Source organism: Wolbachia endosymbiont (group B) of Episyrphus balteatus (assembly GCF_947250575.1).
Taxonomy (GTDB): domain Bacteria; phylum Pseudomonadota; class Alphaproteobacteria; order Rickettsiales; family Anaplasmataceae; genus Wolbachia.
Genome location: NZ_OX366325.1, coordinates 1,183,539 through 1,200,648 on the forward strand (window position 1 = coordinate 1,183,539; position 17,110 = coordinate 1,200,648).

The following is a 17,110-nucleotide window of genomic DNA, read 5'->3' on the forward strand; positions in this document are numbered from 1 at the left end:
ATGAATGTTAATACACCTAGGATGTTTAAACCTTAATTCTGTTTTGGTGTTAAGCAAGGTATCTAGATACCTTGCTAAATAAAAAATTGGAAAAAAAAGGAAGAAGAGACTTCTTCCTTAAATAACTCAAAAACTTTTTACATTATTTATAAAACATTTTAATGGTGCCAGTAAGCTTGTTCCAGGATTTTCTAGACTACAATCAGGCTTACTATCGTCCACTGCACTATTCTGACTAAGCTTTGATATTTCTTTTGCAATAGCCTCCTTTAACTCATCACAAGGCTTCAACACTTCATATATAATACCACCAGCAACAAGTCCTGTGAGTACAGCAGCAGCCACAGCTATCCCAGCCATAGCACCTACTGATAATGACACACCAATAAAATATGCAGAAGTAACTATTATCGCAGCTACAACAGATGCAATAACAAATATACCAACACCCGAGATTATTGCTAGCATAATTGCTTTTTCAGTAAGTTCTTTATCTAGAGTTTTGTTATCACGATTACCTAATAAAGGATCAGCACCTGCTTTTAATAGAGCTCTTACTATCTTTTTATGATGTCCCCGAGCAGCAACGTACAAAGGAGTGCGTCCACATGTATCTGGCAAATCAATATTTTTAGGCCCCTTAGCTAATATAGCCTCTACTATCTCCATTTTGCCTTTCTCAGCAGCAAGATGTAAAGGAGTTCTTTCACTTTTATCTCGCAAATTAACATCTATACCTTCTACTGCTAATAGAGCGTTTACTATATTTTCATTACCTTTTCTAATAGCCAAATGTAAAGGAGTGCTTTCACTTTTATCTCGCAAATTAACATCAGCCCCCTTATTTAATAGAGCTTTTACTATATTTTCATTACCTTTTTCAATAGCCAAATGTAAAGGAGCTTTTTCATATTCACCTTGCAAATCAACACGAGCCCCCTTATTTAATAGAGCTTCTACTATTTTTTCATTACCTTTTTCAATAGCCAAATGTAAAGGAGCTTTTTCATCTACATCTTTCAAATTAATACTTATTCTGTCTACTGCTAATAGAGCTTTTACTATATTTTCGTCACCTTTTTCAATAGCCAAATGTAAAAGGGTTTTGTCAGATTGATATTGGAAATTAACATTTATTCCGTCTACTGCTAATAGAACTTTTACTACATTTTCTTGATTATCTATAAATGCTGCATGTAATAATGTTAATTCTTTTTTGTTATAATAATCATTATTACTAAATTCATAATTTATATTAAAATCTCTCTTCTCCCAATCTTGATAAGCAGGGAGGTCTCTTTTTTTTAGTTCCTCTTTTATTTTTTCAACTATGTTATTACCATTCAAATCATTTGCACGATTTACTATACTTAATATCTGTTTCAACAATTCTAAATACATATCAAACTCTCCTATATAATATACTTTAATTATTATATACTTAAGTAATAAAGTCAAGAATTTTATTAACTATCATAAACACTCAAGCAAGAAAAAGGGGCTTTTGTGCGAGCGTTATTAATCTTCAGTTTAATAGGATAAGATTCGTCAACTTTTCTGTAAGTCTCTTCTATATAGAAGAGTTGCTACCAATAAAGCCTAAGCTGACCAAATACATTTCTGTAGATTCAGATCTACTTGATTTTGGTTTGAAGTATCTTACTGTTTTAAACATTTTTTTTAGCTCATTGCAGAAATCTTTATCAGACTCTCCTTGAAAAATTTTTACTACGAACTTGCCATCATGATTCAAAAAATGCTTTGCAAAATTGAGCGCTGCTTCGCATAAAAGCATAATTCTGATATGATCTAACGATTTTAAACCGCAAGATTCTGGTGCCATATCAGATAAAATTACATCAAATTTGTGATCCTTGAATTTTTCTCTTAAAATTTCAAGTTCGCTGATAATATCACACTGTATACACTCTACTCCACTAATTGCGTTTATTGGTTTTATGTCAACAGCAATCACACTCGCTCCTTTCTTAGATGCAACTTGTGACCATCCACCAGGAAAAGCGCCAAGATCAATAATTTTTTGCCCTTGTTGGAGTAGTTTAAATTTATCGTCTATTTCTATTAACTTATATGCCGAGCGCGATCTATAACCGTCCTTATTGGTTTTTTGCACATACTGATCATTCAAATGGCGATGTAGCCATCTTGTTGAAGATAACTTTCTACCTCTAGCTGTTTTTACTCTGGTCTTTATACTAATAACCTACTTATTATTGATTATATCTTTGAGCTCTTTTTCAACTACTTCTTTTACCAATGCATGTAGATACTTATTCAGCCACTCTGAAAGCTGAGGTTTTAAAAGAGATACAACTAATTCTTCAACAGTAAGATCCGCTCTTTTTTGTTGTTTATGCCGTAGTTCGCTTTGCATCTTTTCAAGCAATGTTTTAATTTCCTCCATATTTTCTTTTAAAACTAAATGCTCGTTACTTTGTTCTTGATAGCTCACTTTGTTATTACTCATTTGGATATTATCATACAAATTTTTCTCTTCTGAGTTGTAACTATTAAATTGGTTATTCATTTTCTCACTTTGACAATCATTCTCTTCTTCACTATTTTCTTTTTCTTCGATGTCTTCTGGGTACTCCTCTTCAAGGCATAGTACATCATCATCTTCATCGATTACTTCTGCTTTATCAACACTTGCATTTTTACCCGATATAGCTTTTTTTATATCTTCTAGGATATCTTTTACAGATTGATTATCGCTCATACCATTAAATTTAAAGGTTTATACTATTTATCATAAAAAGCAAGTTGTAAACACTAATTACATAATTGCTTTTTGCTCCAACCAGATCGGAGCGTGCTTTAAATAATGCATCTTCAGTGTCCAAAAGGTCAGATGTACTCTTTAAACTTAAGTTTACCTCTTGCTTAACTCCTTCCAATGCTAAAGCTGCTGCTTTTTCCGCTTCTTGACTTGCTTTAATAATAGCTTTTGCTGTCAGCACGTTATTCCAAGCATTTACAACTGCTTCTTCTATATTTTTTACCGTTTCATAATAATCGTAGGTAGATTTTTTTGCATCCATTTTAGCTTTACTGACACCAAAAGCATTCGCTCCTTTTTTAAAGATTGGAACATCAAGAGTAAAAACTATATGAACATTTTCTAATAGCTTGTCTAATTTTACACCATCTTTCCCAAAATTTTTGTTTGCTCTTAGATTTAAAGAAGGAAGCCACTTGGAACTTTCAGCGATCACTTCCATTCCGGCTGCTCTTTTTTGATAAACTGCTGCTTTTAGAGATAAATTATTGGTTTTTGCTAATTGTAAACATTCATTTAGCTCTGGGACAGAAGGTAGTTTATCATTAGCTTCAGAAAGTTCATCAGCATCTTCGCCAATCAAATGATAATAAGCAATATTTGCCAATTTTAATTTACCTTCAGCATCAACTCTTTCGGATATAGAAGACGAAAATTTTGCTTTTGCTAGCAAAACTTCAGCATTAGTAACTTCTCCAAGGGAAAAGCGTTTTTTCATAGCTGACAAATGTTCTAAAGAAACGCGTTCTCTATGTTCTCTCAGTTTTAATATTTCTACCTTTTGTAAAACATTAACATATGCTTTCACAGCATTAAGTGCAAGCTCTTGTTTTGACTGCTGAAATTGCATTTTTGCTGCTTTGAGAAGATTACTTGATCGACTGAATGTAGCAAAGGTGCCACCACCATCTATTATTCTTTGACTTAATATTAGATGCTTTCCAGAGTTTTCCAGGCTAAAACTACTATCGAAATTATATTGTAAATTAATGTCAGGTAAAAATCCAGCTAACCCAGAAGATTTATAATATTTTTCTGCGCTTTTATATTGGTAAAATTGAGACTTTATTTTTGAGCTATTTTTGATAGCTTTGCTTATAGCCTCTTCCAAATCGATTGCATAGCAATCTATAGCACTAAAAGCGATTACAAATATAATAATCAATCGAAACATTTTGCTTTCTAGCATATTATTAAAGTTATTAGCATAAATTACTTTAATAATCAATAACTAATGTTGTTGACACTATCAAGCAACTTAGTATATCATAATCTACTGTTATGTATTGATATATGAAAACTTTTTTCTTAAAAGAGAAACAAGTCGATAAAAAATGGCTTGTTATAGATGCAGAAGGATTAGTAGTAGGAAGGCTTGCAGCGTTTGTAGCAGCGCTATTGCGTGGAAAGCATAAGCCTGAATACACACCTCATATGGATTGTGGAGATAATGTAATTATTGTTAATGCAGAAAAGGTACATTTTACCGGAAAGAAACTTAAAGATAAAATCTACTATAGGCATACAGGTTATTCTGGTGGTTTAAAGAAAACTACTCCAGATAATATTTTAAATGGCAAATTCCCTGAGCGTGTGATAAAAATGGCAGTAAAAAGAATGCTTGATGATGGTCCTATGGCACGTAGACGGTTTGAAAATTTGTATGTTTATTCTGGTTCAGAACATAAGCATCAAGGACAGCAACCTGAAAAAATAGATTTTGCCTCTTTAAATCGTAAAAATAAGAAATAATGGAGCAAAAAGTGAAAATAAATAATAATGATCAGCCAAAAAAGGCAATGATTGACTCACTTGGTCGTTCATATGCCACAGGTCGAAGGAAAGAATCTGTAGCAAGAGTATGGATAAAGCCAGGAAGTGGAAAATTTAGTGTTAATAAAAAAGATGATTTAATTTCTTATTTTAAAAGAGAATCAGTGTGTCAAATGATTAAAGCGCCATTCATAGTAACTTCTATGTTAGACAGGTATGATGTGTTTGCAACTGTAAAAGGTGGAGGACTATCTGGCCAAGCAGGTGCCTTAGCTCATGGAATAAGCAGAGCTTTAAGTAGTATAAGTCAAGATCTACACTCTATATTACGTAAGGGTGGATTCCTAACTAGAGATTCACGTGTTGTTGAGCGTAAGAAATATGGTCAACATAAAGCTCGGAAAAAATGTCAGTTTTCTAAGAGATAATTGTTTCATAATGGTATTTTTTTGTAAATATTATACAAGTTCTTACAAGGGTTTATGACATTTTCTCTTTTTATGACGAATTTAGTTGACTATTGGCATTAGCATAATATGCTGTTTATGTAATTTTTCAATATTAAGGTAATTTATGAGTAAAGAAGATATAGTAAACCAACTGAGTCAAGAGTGCTCTAGTCAAGGTATAGATATAACAAAAGCTAGTTTGGGTAAGCTTCATGATATTTTTATGGAAACAATCAAGAACGATCTAAATCGTAAAGGTGAAATACGTTTGCATGGAATAGGGACACTCTCTACTGCTATAAGTAAGGAAAGACAATGCCGTAATCCTCAAAATGGTGAGATTATGACCGTTCCTGAAAAGAAAAGAGTAAGGTTTAAAGCAAGTCAAGCTCTTTCAAGTACTTTAAATACCAAAGAGAAAGTATAAGCTACTTAGATATTGTCATTTTCATCTTTTTAGTTACACTATGTAAGCCATGAAATATAGCCTCGCTGATTAAAGAATGGCCTATATTAAGAGCTGAGATGTGAGGTATCTCTTTTATTCTTTTAGCATGTTTATAATTTATGCCATGCCCTGCGTGGCATTCTATTCCTAGCTTATTAATGTATTCTGCAGAGTTAGTAATAAGTTTTAATTTTTCTTCTGATGGATTATCACAGTAATCCCCTGTGTGAATTTCTATTATGTCAGGCTTTCTTTCTAGCTTCTCAAGATATTTTAGTTGATTAATATTTGGATCGATAAACAGTGAGACTTTTATGTCAAAGCTATGCATTTCCTCTATTATACCAGAAAGTTTACTGTGCATATTCACGATATTCAGGCCACCTTCGGTTGTTAATTCTTCTCTTTTTTCTGGTACTATACAAATCGAATAGGGTTTTACTTCTTTTGCTATTTTGAGCATTTCTTCCGTAGCTGCGATTTCAAGATTTAACTCAGTGCTAATGTTTTGTTTTAGATTGAATACATCCTCATCTCTGATATGCCTTCTGTCTTCTCGTAAGTGTACGGTGATAAAATCTGCTCCAGCATCAATAGCTATTTTTGCTGCTTTTAATGGATCTGGATAAGAAGCTCCACGTGCGTTGCGAAGGGTTGCAACGTGATCAATATTAACGCCCAATTTCACAATTTACCTCAAAAATTATTTATAAATTATACATATTATTAGATCTTATGCATGTCATTGTTTAATGCCATAGCTGAAAGACGGAGCTAGCAGTTATACCAATTCTCATTATTGGCAAGTCAAATAAGAAACATTCAAAATTGTTTGATTGTGGAAGTGGAAAGAGAAGTAATAAATTTGCATACACTTGCCCTTTTTTACAGTTAATCTAGTTTATAGAACTACTCGTGGTAATCCAAACAAGATTTTTTCTCATAATCAAGTTATAGTAAACGGGGAAAATTTTTCGCATCTAAAAAATTTTAGATTTAGGATTGAAATTAATAAGTGGAGTGATTATGTAATGCATGTATTAGTAAAAGGAGGTACAACATGAGTAATATAGTTCATTTAAATAAAAACAATAATCGTGATAATTTTAGTGTAAGAGGGTTACAAAGAGCCGTTGATGACATATTTGATAGCTTTTTTACAGGATGGAACCCAGAGCTTTCCAAAAGAGGCAGTAGTCTACTACCAGTTTGTGATTTTTATGAAACAAAGGAAAGCTATTGCCTATCATTAGAGTTACCAGGTATTCCTAAAGAAAGCATAGACATTAGTATATCTGGCGATAACTTAATAGTGAAGGGTGAAAAAACATGTAATAATGAATCAAAAGATAAGCAGTTTTACCATAAAGAAAGGTACTATGGTTCTTTCTATAGATCTATTCAACTTCCAACAAATGTAGAGCAAGATAAGGTATCTGCCAACTTTTTAGATGGAGTATTGCATGTAACCATACCTAAGTCAGAGAAACACATCAAGAAAATTGATGTAAAGTAACCAGTAAGTAATAGCAGGCTTCTGACCTTGAGGCTTGCTATTTTAATATCTGTTCAGCAAAGTGGCAAAAAAGACAACTAAATGAGTGTCATGAAAGTAGCTGATGCTGGCTCCCTTATGAAGGTGTCATCTTAGCACCCAGACACTGATTTTTTAATTGAAAATGTTGTCTTGTTTGTGATAAATTTTGCTCGATGCCAGTGTCGAGCACTGGCATGACATTATAGAAGCTGGAATTACAGTACTTGAATGACAATATTTGCTGTGTAATTTACCTTAAAAAATGAATATTCCTACAGCTACGTGTAAGCTACTTTCATGATACTCATTTACTTGTCTTTTTTGCCACTTTGCTGAACAGATATGTAAAATATTAACTTAGCAATACAAAAAATTATCTATAGATTAGACACACCATTAGATCTTATGCATAGTCATTTTTTAATTCCATAGCTGAGACGGAGCCTGCTCCCCTTATCATGAAACTGAAGTCTATATGGTACCACAGTATAATGATATAATAAAATATGAAAAAAATACCAATAAAAAAAGGCAAAAAAAGCCCGTATTAACTTTAACAATTTAAAATGATTTAATGTGAAAACCATAGGCGCCAATTGTTTTTTTAACTTAAAAATAAAAGTCAAGTATCAGGAATTCTAGACATAAACCCTCCTATATGAATAAAGAGCTAGCAAAAATAAACTTATATATTTTTTGCTGAAATTTGATTATTTGGTGAAAAAACCTGCAGGTGAAGATAGATTTTGGATCCTAAAAAATCTTCATTCTCCACTATAATGAAGCTACTAGAGTCTGTCAAGCAATTTTTTATTTAAATTGCTTGCAATCTTTTTATACACTCATCTTTACCAAGAATTACCATGATATCGATGATTCCAGGCGCATCCATTATTCCAGTTATTGGGGCGCGTAATGAGTGGTATATATCGCTCATTTTTATATTATGTAATTTTGAAAATTCCTTAATCTGAGAAGATAAAAAATTCTTATTCCAATCTTCACTACCTACACTCGAAAGAAATGATGCAAGTAACTTAATTACATTGAGGTTAGATTTGACAATTTGCTGAGCTTCTTCACTAAAATCAACTTGAATATAAAATTTTGCTAAGTCCAATAATTCGGTCAGATAGTTTGCTCTTTTTTTCAGCTCTGTCAGTCCCTGCAGTAAATAGCCCTTTTTTTTGTCAGTTAGAGTATTTTCTCTAAGCATTAGAGTCAGAATATCTTCATTGCTCATATTACTAATATAATGATTATTTAAATGCTCCAGTTTTTTGAAATCGAGCCGTGCAGGTGAACGACCGATGCTTTCTAAATTAAACCACTCTATTGCTTGCTCATCGCTAATAATCTCATCGTTGCCATGACTCCAGCCAAGTCTTAGCAAGTAATTACGCATTGCCTGTGGCAATATTCCCATCTTTTCATAATCGCAAACACTTGTAGCCCCATGTCTTTTAGATAACTTATTCCCGTCTTCTCCATGAATTAGCGGTACATGTGCAAAGCGTGGGACATCAAAATCAAGAGCCTGATATATTAGTAATTGCTTGAAGGTATTAGTGAGATGATCAGAGCCACGTATAATATCGGTTATTCCGGCATCATGGTCATCAACCACTACAGCAAAAATATATGTTGGAGTATTGTCAGAGCGCAAGATTACTATGTCATCAAGCTGATCGCTACTTATTGTAACTTGGCCGTATATTTTATCGTCAACAACAATATCTTCTGAGTCTGGCACTTTGAAACGGACAACAGGGTTTTCGCTTGATGTCGAATGAGTACACTTATGCTTATATATTTTTCCTTCTTCTCTTGCTCTTGCCTTCTTTTCTGCAACTTCATCTTCAGGGCAGTAACAGTGATACGCCCTACCCTTTTCAACTAAAAGATTTGCAACTTCAATATGTCTAGCTATTCTTCTCGATTGGTATATTATTTCTCCATCATAGTTTATTCCAAGCCATTTTAGCCCATCCATTATTGCATCAATTGCTTCTTGTGTTGAACGTTTTCTGTCAGTGTCTTCAATCCTTAGCAAAAACTCCCCACCATGACGCTGCGCATAGAGCCAATTAAATAACGCAGTACGAGCTCCTCCAATATGTAAAAATCCTGTTGGTGATGGAGCGAATCTAGTGACTATACCTGGCATATTTGTCTATTGTGATAACGTAACCGATGATAACTAAAATTTGTACTTGCAACAACGTGGAACTATAGTAAATTTGAAAGATCAATTTACATTTATTTTTAACAAACTGCATTGTATAATTTAATATTAGTGAATGCAGTGAGGTGTATATATGGATAATTTATTTGAAATTGCAAGAGGAGTTGTAACAAAAGAGGATGAAAATAAATTTATTGAAGCTTGCAAGAAAAGAGTTGCTTGTGTAGCTAAGCATAGAATTGATGAAAATGGAAACCCATTTCATATAGCAGCAAGTAAAGGGTTTCTATTATCTGCGTTACAGGAGATCATAAAGTATTTAGAAGAAGATACTGAGAGCAAAGTCAAGAAAGCAAAAGAAGCTAAAGATTGGGAAAAAGTAAAAAGATTAGAAAAGGAATTTAAGAATAACAAGAAATATATTAAGGAAGCACTCCTCGATAAAAGCTATATTAAGGATAATAAGGCAGTATCACCTCTTTACTTCTTGGATCCTTCAGAGCAGAAGGAAGTTAAGCAAATTGCAGATATAAAATGTGGCTTTATATGTAATAAGAAGTTTCATATATGCTTATATATAGTAGGAGCTATAGTGTGTGCTACCGCTATGTGTGTATCTTTGTATCTTCTATTTTCGGCTTCTCAATCTCTTGCATTGGCTTCAATAGCGACAATAGCTTCTGGAGGGTCTTCATATCTGTTATTTAAGGCATGTAACGAGGTATATGGCCTCTATAACGAAAGTACTATAGTGACAGATCCTAATGTTATGCAACTTTTAGAGGGTGGTTTAGCCCCAGTGTGAAGTATTTGCAGGTAGTAATATAGAAATTTACTTTCTTAACTTAAGAAAGTATACTGATAAGATGATAAGAAAGAAGTATAGTAAGATTTTAGTAGCGAACAGAGGGGAGATTGCCTGCAGAATAATCAAAACTGCGCACAAGATGGGCATATCTTGTGTATGCGTATATTCAGATGCAGATGTAAATTCTGTGCATGTAAGGCAAGCAGATGAGTCGAAGTACATTGGTCCTTCACCTTCTTGCCTGAGTTATTTAAATATTGAAAAAATATGCGAGGTGGCAGTTGAAACAGGTGCTGAGGCAGTTCATCCTGGCTATGGGTTTTTAGCAGAAAATCCAGATTTTCCCCGTGCTCTGGAAAAACATAACATAGATTTCATTGGTCCAAGTGCAGAAACAATAGAAGTTACAGCCAATAAAATAACAGCAAAAGAAGAGGCAAGAAAAGCTGGAGTAAATGTAGTGCCAGGATATATGGGTAAGATCGAAGATGCTGACCACGCATCCATGGTTGCTGAAGAGATTGGTTTTCCCGTTATGCTCAAAGCTGCATCAGGTGGTGGTGGCAAAGGAATGCGAATTGTACATTCCAAAAAAGAAATTGAACTAGCATTTACATCAGCAACAAATGAGGCGGAGAAAAGTTTTAAAGATGGCAGTATTTTTATAGAGAAATATATAGAGCTGCCAAGACACATTGAAATACAAATCATAGCAGATAAATATGGCAATATAGTGTGTCTTGGAGAGAGGGAATGCTCGATACAAAGGAATAACCAGAAAATAATGGAAGAAACTCCAAGTCCATTTATTAGTGAAGAAGTAAGACAAAAAATGTATGCCCAATGTGTTTCTTTGGCAAAGCAAGTTGGTTATTTTTCAGCAGGTACTGTCGAGTTTGTTGTAGATAAAGACCAAAACTTCTATTTTCTTGAGGTAAATACGAGATTACAAGTTGAGCATCCAGTAACAGAATTTATAACTGGAATAGACATAGTAGAAGAAATGATTAGAACTTCCTGTGGAGAAAAATTGAGATTCAATCAGGATGATATTAAACTTACTGGTTCTGCAATAGAAAGCAGAATTTGCGCTGAAGATCCATCAAAGAAATTTTTCCCTTCCAGCGGAAGAATAAAATATTACGATAAACCGGATGAAAATAATTATGTAAGAATAGATGATGGAGTAGCTAGCGGTTCAGAAATCAGCATGTTCTACGATTCGATGATTGCAAAAGTTATAACATATGGAAAAGATAGAATAGAAGCAATCAGCAGAATGCAAAAAGCTTTGTCTGAGTGCTATATAGGGGAAGTAACAAACAACATAGAATTTCTAGAATCCATCTTCCATAATCCAAATTTTATTGCAGCAAAGCTTCACACAAGATTCATTCCAGACCATTATCCCAGTGGGTTTCAAGGCGATTTTATCACAGAGGAATATATTAAAATATTTATTTTTGCTGCACTGTATGTTCACTTAGAAAATGAGGGAAAGTATTACAGTAAGTCAATAGATGAAGCATTCATAGTGAAAATAGACGATAATGAGTACTCCGTAAATGCAAAATATCAAGATAACACATTAACAACAGTATATAACCACAATAAATACTCCGTGGTGGGTAAGTGGAAATCAAGTTACAGATTGCTATATATAACAATTAATGATGATAACAACATAGCACTTAAAATAGAAAGGCAAGGCAGCAAATACTTTATAAGACACGCAGGTATGAAAGCTAAATGTTGTGTATTGAAACCTCATGTAGCTAAACTAAGCAAATTAATGCTAAACAACAAAACAGAAGGGATTTCAGTAGACACTGTGAAATCTCCAATATCTGGTTTATTAGTTAAATTACACGTAAATGCTGGAGATCAGGTAGAAATAGGACAACCTCTCTTTGTTGTGGAGGCAATGAAAATGGAAAATATCATATGTGCTGAATCAGAAATGGTGATAAAAAATATCCCTGTTACAGAGGGGAAAAATGTACAGGCTGGTGATTTGGTATTAGATCTGCTTTCTTAAATAACACAAGAAATATAAACCTGACCCAAATAAGATAAATGAAAACATTTGATGGGCTATGGCAATGGCCATTGGTATATGCAGGAACAAAGTGACTACTCCTAAAATTACCTGAATAATGACGGAGAGTAGCATAATATATGCTGGTTTTACACTAGCATTTTTTATTGTGAGTATTGCTGTCAGAACTAATATCAGCAATGCCAATGCCCGGTGTATGAATTGCACTGTTACTCTATTTTCAAAGATATTGAGCCATGTAGGCTGTAAGAAAAATAAATCTTCTGGAACAATTTGTCCATCCATCAGTGGAAAGGTATTGTAAATTAAACCAGCATTTAGCCCTGCAACAAATGCACCGAAGATTATTTGTACTGTCACTAGGATTAAAATTATCCATATGTAACATGTACTAACCTTAAGTTTAGTTTGCCTTGGTTTGATTTGGTAATCAAAAAATTGATACGACAATAATGCAAAGATAACCAACGCAAGCAGTAAGTGAAGTGCAAGCTTATAGTGACTAACATGAGGATTGACTACCAAACCGCTTTTTACCATATACCAACCAGCAAAAGCTTGTAAAATTCCAAATAATAGTGCTGTAGATAACCTTATTACTGCATTTTTAGGTATTCTTTTTTTTAGTGTAAAGTATATAAATGGTAAGATAAAAACTAAACCTGTCAGCCTTGCAATTAGTCTATGCACGTATTCTATTAAGTATATGGTGCGGAATTCTTCCATACTCATACCATAATTAAATGCTTTATATTCAGGTGTAGCTTCATATTTTGATTTTTCTTTTAGCCAGTCTTGTTCACTCAGCGGTGGCAATGTTCCGGTAATTGGTTTCCATTCCGTGATTGACAATCCTGCTTTTGAAAGTCTGGTAAATCCACCAATTCCCACCATGCAAATCACCATGAGAGAGCAGAGAAAAAGCCAAATAGCTACAGGTTTTGCTTCCATAATCCATGCTGAGTTTTATTCCATTGCTGAGGGTGAATAACAAATTCCCACAAAGCGAGAAAAGCTGCAACGCTATGTAGTAGACTATAGACGGGAAAAAATATTGATACTATATAAAAATAAAAAGGCATTTTTTGTTGTCTGATAGCTATTATCAAAAAAATCAAGTTAATACCGTATACTATTATAAAATAATATAAGAATAATTCATTCAAAATTTGAGTCAGCACCAATGAAAGTAACAAAAAAGGAGTCGTGAAAAATATAAAAGCTGAGGAACCAACAAAAAGGTTTAATAGCAAAACTCCCTTAAGCCCAGTGTGCTTAAAAAGTAATTTTATATTTTTTAAATGAACGATATAAGTTTGCATATAACCTTTAATCCAGCGTGCTCTTTGTTTGATCCAAGCAAACACAGTAGTTGGTGATTCTTCCAATGTTTCTGAATCAATAATCCTGGTTTTATATCCCATTTGCGCAAGTCTCAAACCAAGGTCAGCGTCTTCAGTGACATTGTAAGCATCCCAAAAAAGCACTTTCTTTAAAATTTCCACTGAAAAATGGTTACTGCTACCACCCAAAGGTATTGGCATGTTCATTTTTTGAAATCCAGGCAAAAAATATTGAAACCAGCTCATATACTCGAGAGAAAATAATTTTGTAAGAAAATTGCAACCAAAGTTATAGTAATTTAATTTCGCCTGTACACAAGCCAACTTTTCGTCGCCCTTATTAAATTCAATTAGTGCTTTTTTTAACTGCAACGGATCTGGCTTGTCATCTGCATCATATATTACCACATACTTTCCTCTAGCAAAGCTCATAGCATAATTGCATGACTTAGCTTTTGTTCTAGGCAGAGAATGAGGCACTTTTATTACTTCAAAATACTGTGGTAAAGTGCATTTTTCTATAGCTGCCAACATTTCTTGATCATCGCTCTCTATCACAAGCTTTACATCTAATTTTGATTTTGGATAATCCAAACTTTCAATGCTCTTAATCAATTGCTTTATAACCGCATTCTCTTTAAAAGCAGGCAATAAAATAGTATATATAGGTTCATTCATCTTATCATAATCTGCTTTTTGGTTAGAAATTTTACGCAAGCCAAAAATTTTAGTTACAAATTTGAATAAAGAACTAGAACATCCGATTATAAATATCAACACCAAAGCAAAATATGCATATTTTTTTGTCAGTGTTAAAGTCGAAATCATAACAAAGAAAGAGGAAAAAAAGATTGAACTGAGCCTAATGCTTTTAGCTGAAAAATTAGGATTCTTATAATATAAGTAGTTACTTGCGAATTCTGAAATACCAAAGTGTGAGTTAAGAAGATTTAAAATCTGTTTGCTATCTACTTTTATCAATACATATTCAATACCGTAATGAGATTCGACCCAAAGGTTGATATCTTGGCTTATGTCTTCAACCATAAAAAAAGTAGTATCATTTAATTTTTGCCAAGGAATTATATTAAACCTATAGTAGAAAAGTTTCTCTTGTTCTTTGCATAAACTAGAATCAAATTTAATTTTTTCTACATTATCAGTTTGAAGTACAGGCATTAAACTTAATGCAACTTTTTGCTCAAGTCACGTGAAAACGAAGATATAACCTCACTACTACGCTTATCATCTTTACGTTCATGCATTATTTTTTTTACAGCATCAGCAGCTATACTCGCTGTGTTAGCTTGTAAATCCCCAAGAGCTTTTTCAACTTGGTCAGTAACTTTCTTCAAATTAGAATGGGAATTTTCATCTAACGTTTGATCGAGTTGCTGTCTATTATGCTTAATAATACTATTAGCCTTATCAAGTGCTTCATTCATCATTTTGTTAACTTCTGCATCTAATTTTTTGTATTTTTCAGAAGATTTTTTGTAATACTCCAACATATCTTTTCTAAATTTTTCAGTTTCTTCACTTGAAAACTTGCTTTTGTTACGTTTATTGTTAAGCGCGTTTTTTATTACCTTCCTTAGCAATTTATATGAGAGGATAAAACCTACTAAAAAAGCAAGGCTTATAACTAGTAATGTAGACATAAAAACCCTAAAATTCTTTGGACACCAAGTCAGCAACAAATTCCTCTTCAATTTCAGAATTAGTTAACTTAGTGTAGTAAATTAAAGCAATACTAGTAGCCATTTGTTTTAACTCACTAATATGCTTAGATTTAAATTTCGCCACTCTTTCTTCAACAAGCTTGACTATTTTTTTGTCTTCCTCTTCTAATATATTCTTAACACTCGCTCTCATTTCTTCCACCTGAGCAAGTGCATCATCTATGATTTTTTTTGCCCGTACTTTAGCTTGGTTTAAAGCTGCATCATACTTGGCAATCTGCTCTTCTGCAAGTCTTAAAAGGTGAATAGAACTATTAAAAGAATCTAATACTGCTTTACTCCTAGTGTTTATTATTTCATCTAACTTTGGTAAGAATAAACAACTTACTACAAAAAAAAGTGAAGAGAAAAAAATCAAAAACCAAAAAATTTGAGAAGAGAAAGTTGAAACATCAAGCTGTGGCATCTGTTAAGCAGCAAATATTAATAACATTGCAAGTACAAACGCAAGCAACCCCATGATTTCAACCATGGCAGCACCAATATAAACGTAACTTTTCATTTTACCTTCTGACTCAGGATTTCTCGCAATCCCATTTAACATAGCAGAGAAGATATTAGCTATACCTAAACCAGCACCGAGCATTCCAAATACAGCCAAACCAATTGCTATAAATTTTAAAGCCACTAAATCCATATATTACCTTTAACTATTTCTTTATAATATAATTGTAAAATATTCTGCAAGGAAGTCAATTACTTTACTGCATCTGACAAATATACACATGTTAATATAGTAAATATATAAGCTTGCAAAACTGCAACAAATACTTCAAATCCTATTAGTGCAATTATAAACAAAAAAGGTGCAGGTGTAAAAAATATGTTCATATTTATGACGAATCCTGCTATCACTTTGATGATTGTATGACCCGCAATCATATTTGCTGCAAGCCTTATTGATAAACTAATCGGTCTTACTAAATAAGCAAATAATTTAATAATGATGATTATAGGTGCAAGCCACGAAGGAGTTCCTTTTGGTAGCAATATGCGTAAAAATTCTACTCCTCTTTCTTTAAACCCAACAATCGTTACATAAGTAAAAACCACCATTGATAAAGCGAAGGTAACTATCACATGACTTGTAACTGTGAAACTATAAGGAAGAACACCAACTAAATTACACGATAAAATGAAAATAAATACTGTAAATATCAAAGGAATGTGCTCCAAACCTTTGCTTCCAGTGTTACTTTCTATTATTGAAACAACAAAATCATATACATATTCAACTGCAGCTTGCAAATACCCTGGTATTACTGCACCTTTTCTTATTCCAAGGAGCAAAAACAGTACCATTAATATCACCGAGATCATCATAAAAAGAGATGAGTTGGTAAAGTTTATGTCATACCCAAATAATTTTGGTAGTTCTATTATTGTATATACTTTAAATTGTTCTAGCGGATTTAACGCCATTTTGACCCTGTATACTTAAACTGCAGCAGTAAATAAAGTATAAATTTTATAGAATAAAGTCAAGAATTAATATAAGGAGCTCTGTATTATTATAGCATTAACATATTAACAAAATATACAATTAAAATGCAAATTATAGTCAGCTACCAATCTTATTCTAAATTCTTGACTTAACATCTTATTTTAACTATAATTTAATTTTAATATGAGGCAATTATGAACGAAATAGATTTTACTAATCCACCTTTAAATTTAGAACAGGAATGTGGTAACGGGTACATCAAGTTTACAGATTATTCTTCTAACTCAGACACTGGTCTTTTCCACATGGCAGGTGAAATGCTAAATGAAAGCCATGATGTTATAGGAAATTTCACTGGTGATGCTTACATTTATAATTTCCATATAGATGATCACAATATGAACATTCAACTCTGCATGGAAATGGACTGCAAAGGTGATATAAAGAAAATTCTTTCTTTGTAGAAAAAGTAGGCTTCTCCTTCGTTTTTTACAATTAGAGAAGCTACTCACTACAACAAGC

General features: G+C 33.0%; 19 protein-coding genes. 7 read left to right on the forward strand and 12 right to left on the reverse strand.

The features are described 5' to 3' along the window. Window positions 1–126: 126 nt before the first annotated feature. The 4 genes from OOL05_RS05670 to OOL05_RS05685 form a co-directional block, all read right to left on the reverse strand. Window positions 127–1,401 carry an ankyrin repeat domain-containing protein gene (locus tag OOL05_RS05670; protein WP_264375812.1) on the reverse strand — a complete coding sequence of 425 codons (1,275 nt, stop codon included), beginning with the start codon at window positions 1,399–1,401 and terminating at the stop codon, window positions 127–129. Window positions 1,402–1,570: 169 nt separating this feature from the next. Next, window positions 1,571–2,149: an RlmE family RNA methyltransferase gene (locus OOL05_RS05675; protein ID WP_064085440.1), complete on the reverse strand. Its 579-nt coding sequence runs from the start codon at window positions 2,147–2,149 to the stop codon at window positions 1,571–1,573. A 75-nt stretch (window positions 2,150–2,224) separates the two neighbouring features. Next, window positions 2,225–2,740 carry a PopZ family protein gene (locus OOL05_RS05680; protein WP_010402496.1) on the reverse strand — a complete coding sequence of 172 codons (516 nt, stop codon included), beginning with the start codon at window positions 2,738–2,740 and terminating at the stop codon, window positions 2,225–2,227. A gap of 10 nt (window positions 2,741–2,750) precedes the next feature. Beyond that, window positions 2,751–3,974, reverse strand: coding sequence for a TolC family protein (locus tag OOL05_RS05685; RefSeq protein ID WP_264375843.1), 1,224 nt, complete (start codon window positions 3,972–3,974; stop codon window positions 2,751–2,753). A gap of 119 nt (window positions 3,975–4,093) precedes the next feature. On the opposite strand from OOL05_RS05685, the gene rplM reads away from it, so the two are divergent. The 3 genes from rplM to OOL05_RS05700 all read left to right on the forward strand — a co-directional run bounded on the left by rplM (window position 4,094) and on the right by OOL05_RS05700 (window position 5,449). Further along, the gene (gene rplM / locus OOL05_RS05690) at window positions 4,094–4,552 is read left to right on the forward strand and encodes a 50S ribosomal protein L13 (protein ID WP_006014941.1); all 459 of its coding nucleotides are present in this window, start codon (window positions 4,094–4,096) and stop codon (window positions 4,550–4,552) included. Then, window positions 4,552–5,001: a 30S ribosomal protein S9 gene (gene rpsI / locus OOL05_RS05695; RefSeq protein ID WP_010402504.1), complete on the forward strand. Its 450-nt coding sequence runs from the start codon at window positions 4,552–4,554 to the stop codon at window positions 4,999–5,001. The genes rplM and rpsI overlap by 1 nt, the downstream gene beginning before the upstream one ends. A 145-nt stretch (window positions 5,002–5,146) precedes the next feature. Beyond that, window positions 5,147–5,449 (forward strand): HU family DNA-binding protein, encoded by a 303-nt coding sequence (locus tag OOL05_RS05700; RefSeq protein ID WP_264730146.1) that lies wholly within the window; start codon window positions 5,147–5,149, stop codon window positions 5,447–5,449. Window position 5,450: 1 nt separating this feature from the next. On the opposite strand, the gene OOL05_RS05705 is transcribed toward OOL05_RS05700, so the two are convergent. Further along, a complete protein-coding gene (locus OOL05_RS05705; protein ID WP_010402508.1) occupies window positions 5,451–6,158 on the reverse strand; it encodes a pyridoxine 5'-phosphate synthase in 708 nt (235 codons plus the stop codon). Window positions 6,159–6,530: 372 nt separating this feature from the next. On the opposite strand from OOL05_RS05705, the gene OOL05_RS05710 reads away from it, so the two are divergent. Continuing rightward, window positions 6,531–6,986: an Hsp20/alpha crystallin family protein gene (locus OOL05_RS05710; RefSeq protein ID WP_017532141.1), complete on the forward strand. Its 456-nt coding sequence runs from the start codon at window positions 6,531–6,533 to the stop codon at window positions 6,984–6,986. Window positions 6,987–7,821: 835 nt separating this feature from the next. On the opposite strand, the gene gltX is transcribed toward OOL05_RS05710, so the two are convergent. Then, window positions 7,822–9,174, reverse strand: coding sequence for a glutamate--tRNA ligase (gene gltX / locus OOL05_RS05715; protein WP_264730147.1), 1,353 nt, complete (start codon window positions 9,172–9,174; stop codon window positions 7,822–7,824). Window positions 9,175–9,325: 151 nt separating this feature from the next. On the opposite strand from gltX, the gene OOL05_RS05720 reads away from it, so the two are divergent. Together OOL05_RS05720 and OOL05_RS05725 are read left to right on the forward strand one after the other, a co-directional pair. Further along, complete coding sequence (locus OOL05_RS05720; RefSeq protein ID WP_264730149.1) at window positions 9,326–9,997, forward strand: ankyrin repeat domain-containing protein; 672 nt, start codon at window positions 9,326–9,328, stop codon at window positions 9,995–9,997. A gap of 61 nt (window positions 9,998–10,058) precedes the next feature. Further along, the gene (locus OOL05_RS05725; protein ID WP_264730151.1) at window positions 10,059–12,038 is read left to right on the forward strand and encodes an acetyl-CoA carboxylase biotin carboxylase subunit; all 1,980 of its coding nucleotides are present in this window, start codon (window positions 10,059–10,061) and stop codon (window positions 12,036–12,038) included. On the opposite strand, the gene OOL05_RS05730 is transcribed toward OOL05_RS05725, so the two are convergent. Genes OOL05_RS05730 through OOL05_RS05755 form a run of 6 tightly spaced genes read right to left on the reverse strand, consistent with a single transcriptional unit; the run spans window position 12,021 to window position 16,566 of the window. Next, complete coding sequence (locus OOL05_RS05730) at window positions 12,021–13,010, reverse strand: COX15/CtaA family protein (protein ID WP_264730153.1); 990 nt, start codon at window positions 13,008–13,010, stop codon at window positions 12,021–12,023. The genes OOL05_RS05725 and OOL05_RS05730 overlap by 18 nt on opposite strands. Further along, window positions 12,992–14,581: a glycosyltransferase family 2 protein gene (locus OOL05_RS05735; protein ID WP_264730155.1), complete on the reverse strand. Its 1,590-nt coding sequence runs from the start codon at window positions 14,579–14,581 to the stop codon at window positions 12,992–12,994. The genes OOL05_RS05730 and OOL05_RS05735 overlap by 19 nt, the downstream gene beginning before the upstream one ends. Window positions 14,582–14,586: 5 nt before the next feature. Beyond that, the gene (locus tag OOL05_RS05740; protein WP_010402542.1) at window positions 14,587–15,063 is read right to left on the reverse strand and encodes a F0F1 ATP synthase subunit B family protein; all 477 of its coding nucleotides are present in this window, start codon (window positions 15,061–15,063) and stop codon (window positions 14,587–14,589) included. Between the two features lie 7 nt (window positions 15,064–15,070). Next, window positions 15,071–15,550, reverse strand: coding sequence for a F0F1 ATP synthase subunit B family protein (locus OOL05_RS05745; RefSeq protein ID WP_264730157.1), 480 nt, complete (start codon window positions 15,548–15,550; stop codon window positions 15,071–15,073). Window positions 15,551–15,553: 3 nt separating this feature from the next. Continuing rightward, window positions 15,554–15,781 carry a F0F1 ATP synthase subunit C gene (locus OOL05_RS05750; RefSeq protein ID WP_006014985.1) on the reverse strand — a complete coding sequence of 76 codons (228 nt, stop codon included), beginning with the start codon at window positions 15,779–15,781 and terminating at the stop codon, window positions 15,554–15,556. Between the two features lie 59 nt (window positions 15,782–15,840). After that, window positions 15,841–16,566, reverse strand: coding sequence for a F0F1 ATP synthase subunit A (locus tag OOL05_RS05755; RefSeq protein WP_064085861.1), 726 nt, complete (start codon window positions 16,564–16,566; stop codon window positions 15,841–15,843). A gap of 216 nt (window positions 16,567–16,782) precedes the next feature. Here OOL05_RS05755 and OOL05_RS05760 point away from each other — a divergent pair, with 216 nt between their 5' ends. Beyond that, window positions 16,783–17,052, forward strand: a complete 270-nt coding sequence (locus OOL05_RS05760; protein WP_010402566.1) for a hypothetical protein — start codon at window positions 16,783–16,785, stop codon at window positions 17,050–17,052. The last annotated feature ends 58 nt before the right edge of the window (window positions 17,053–17,110 follow it).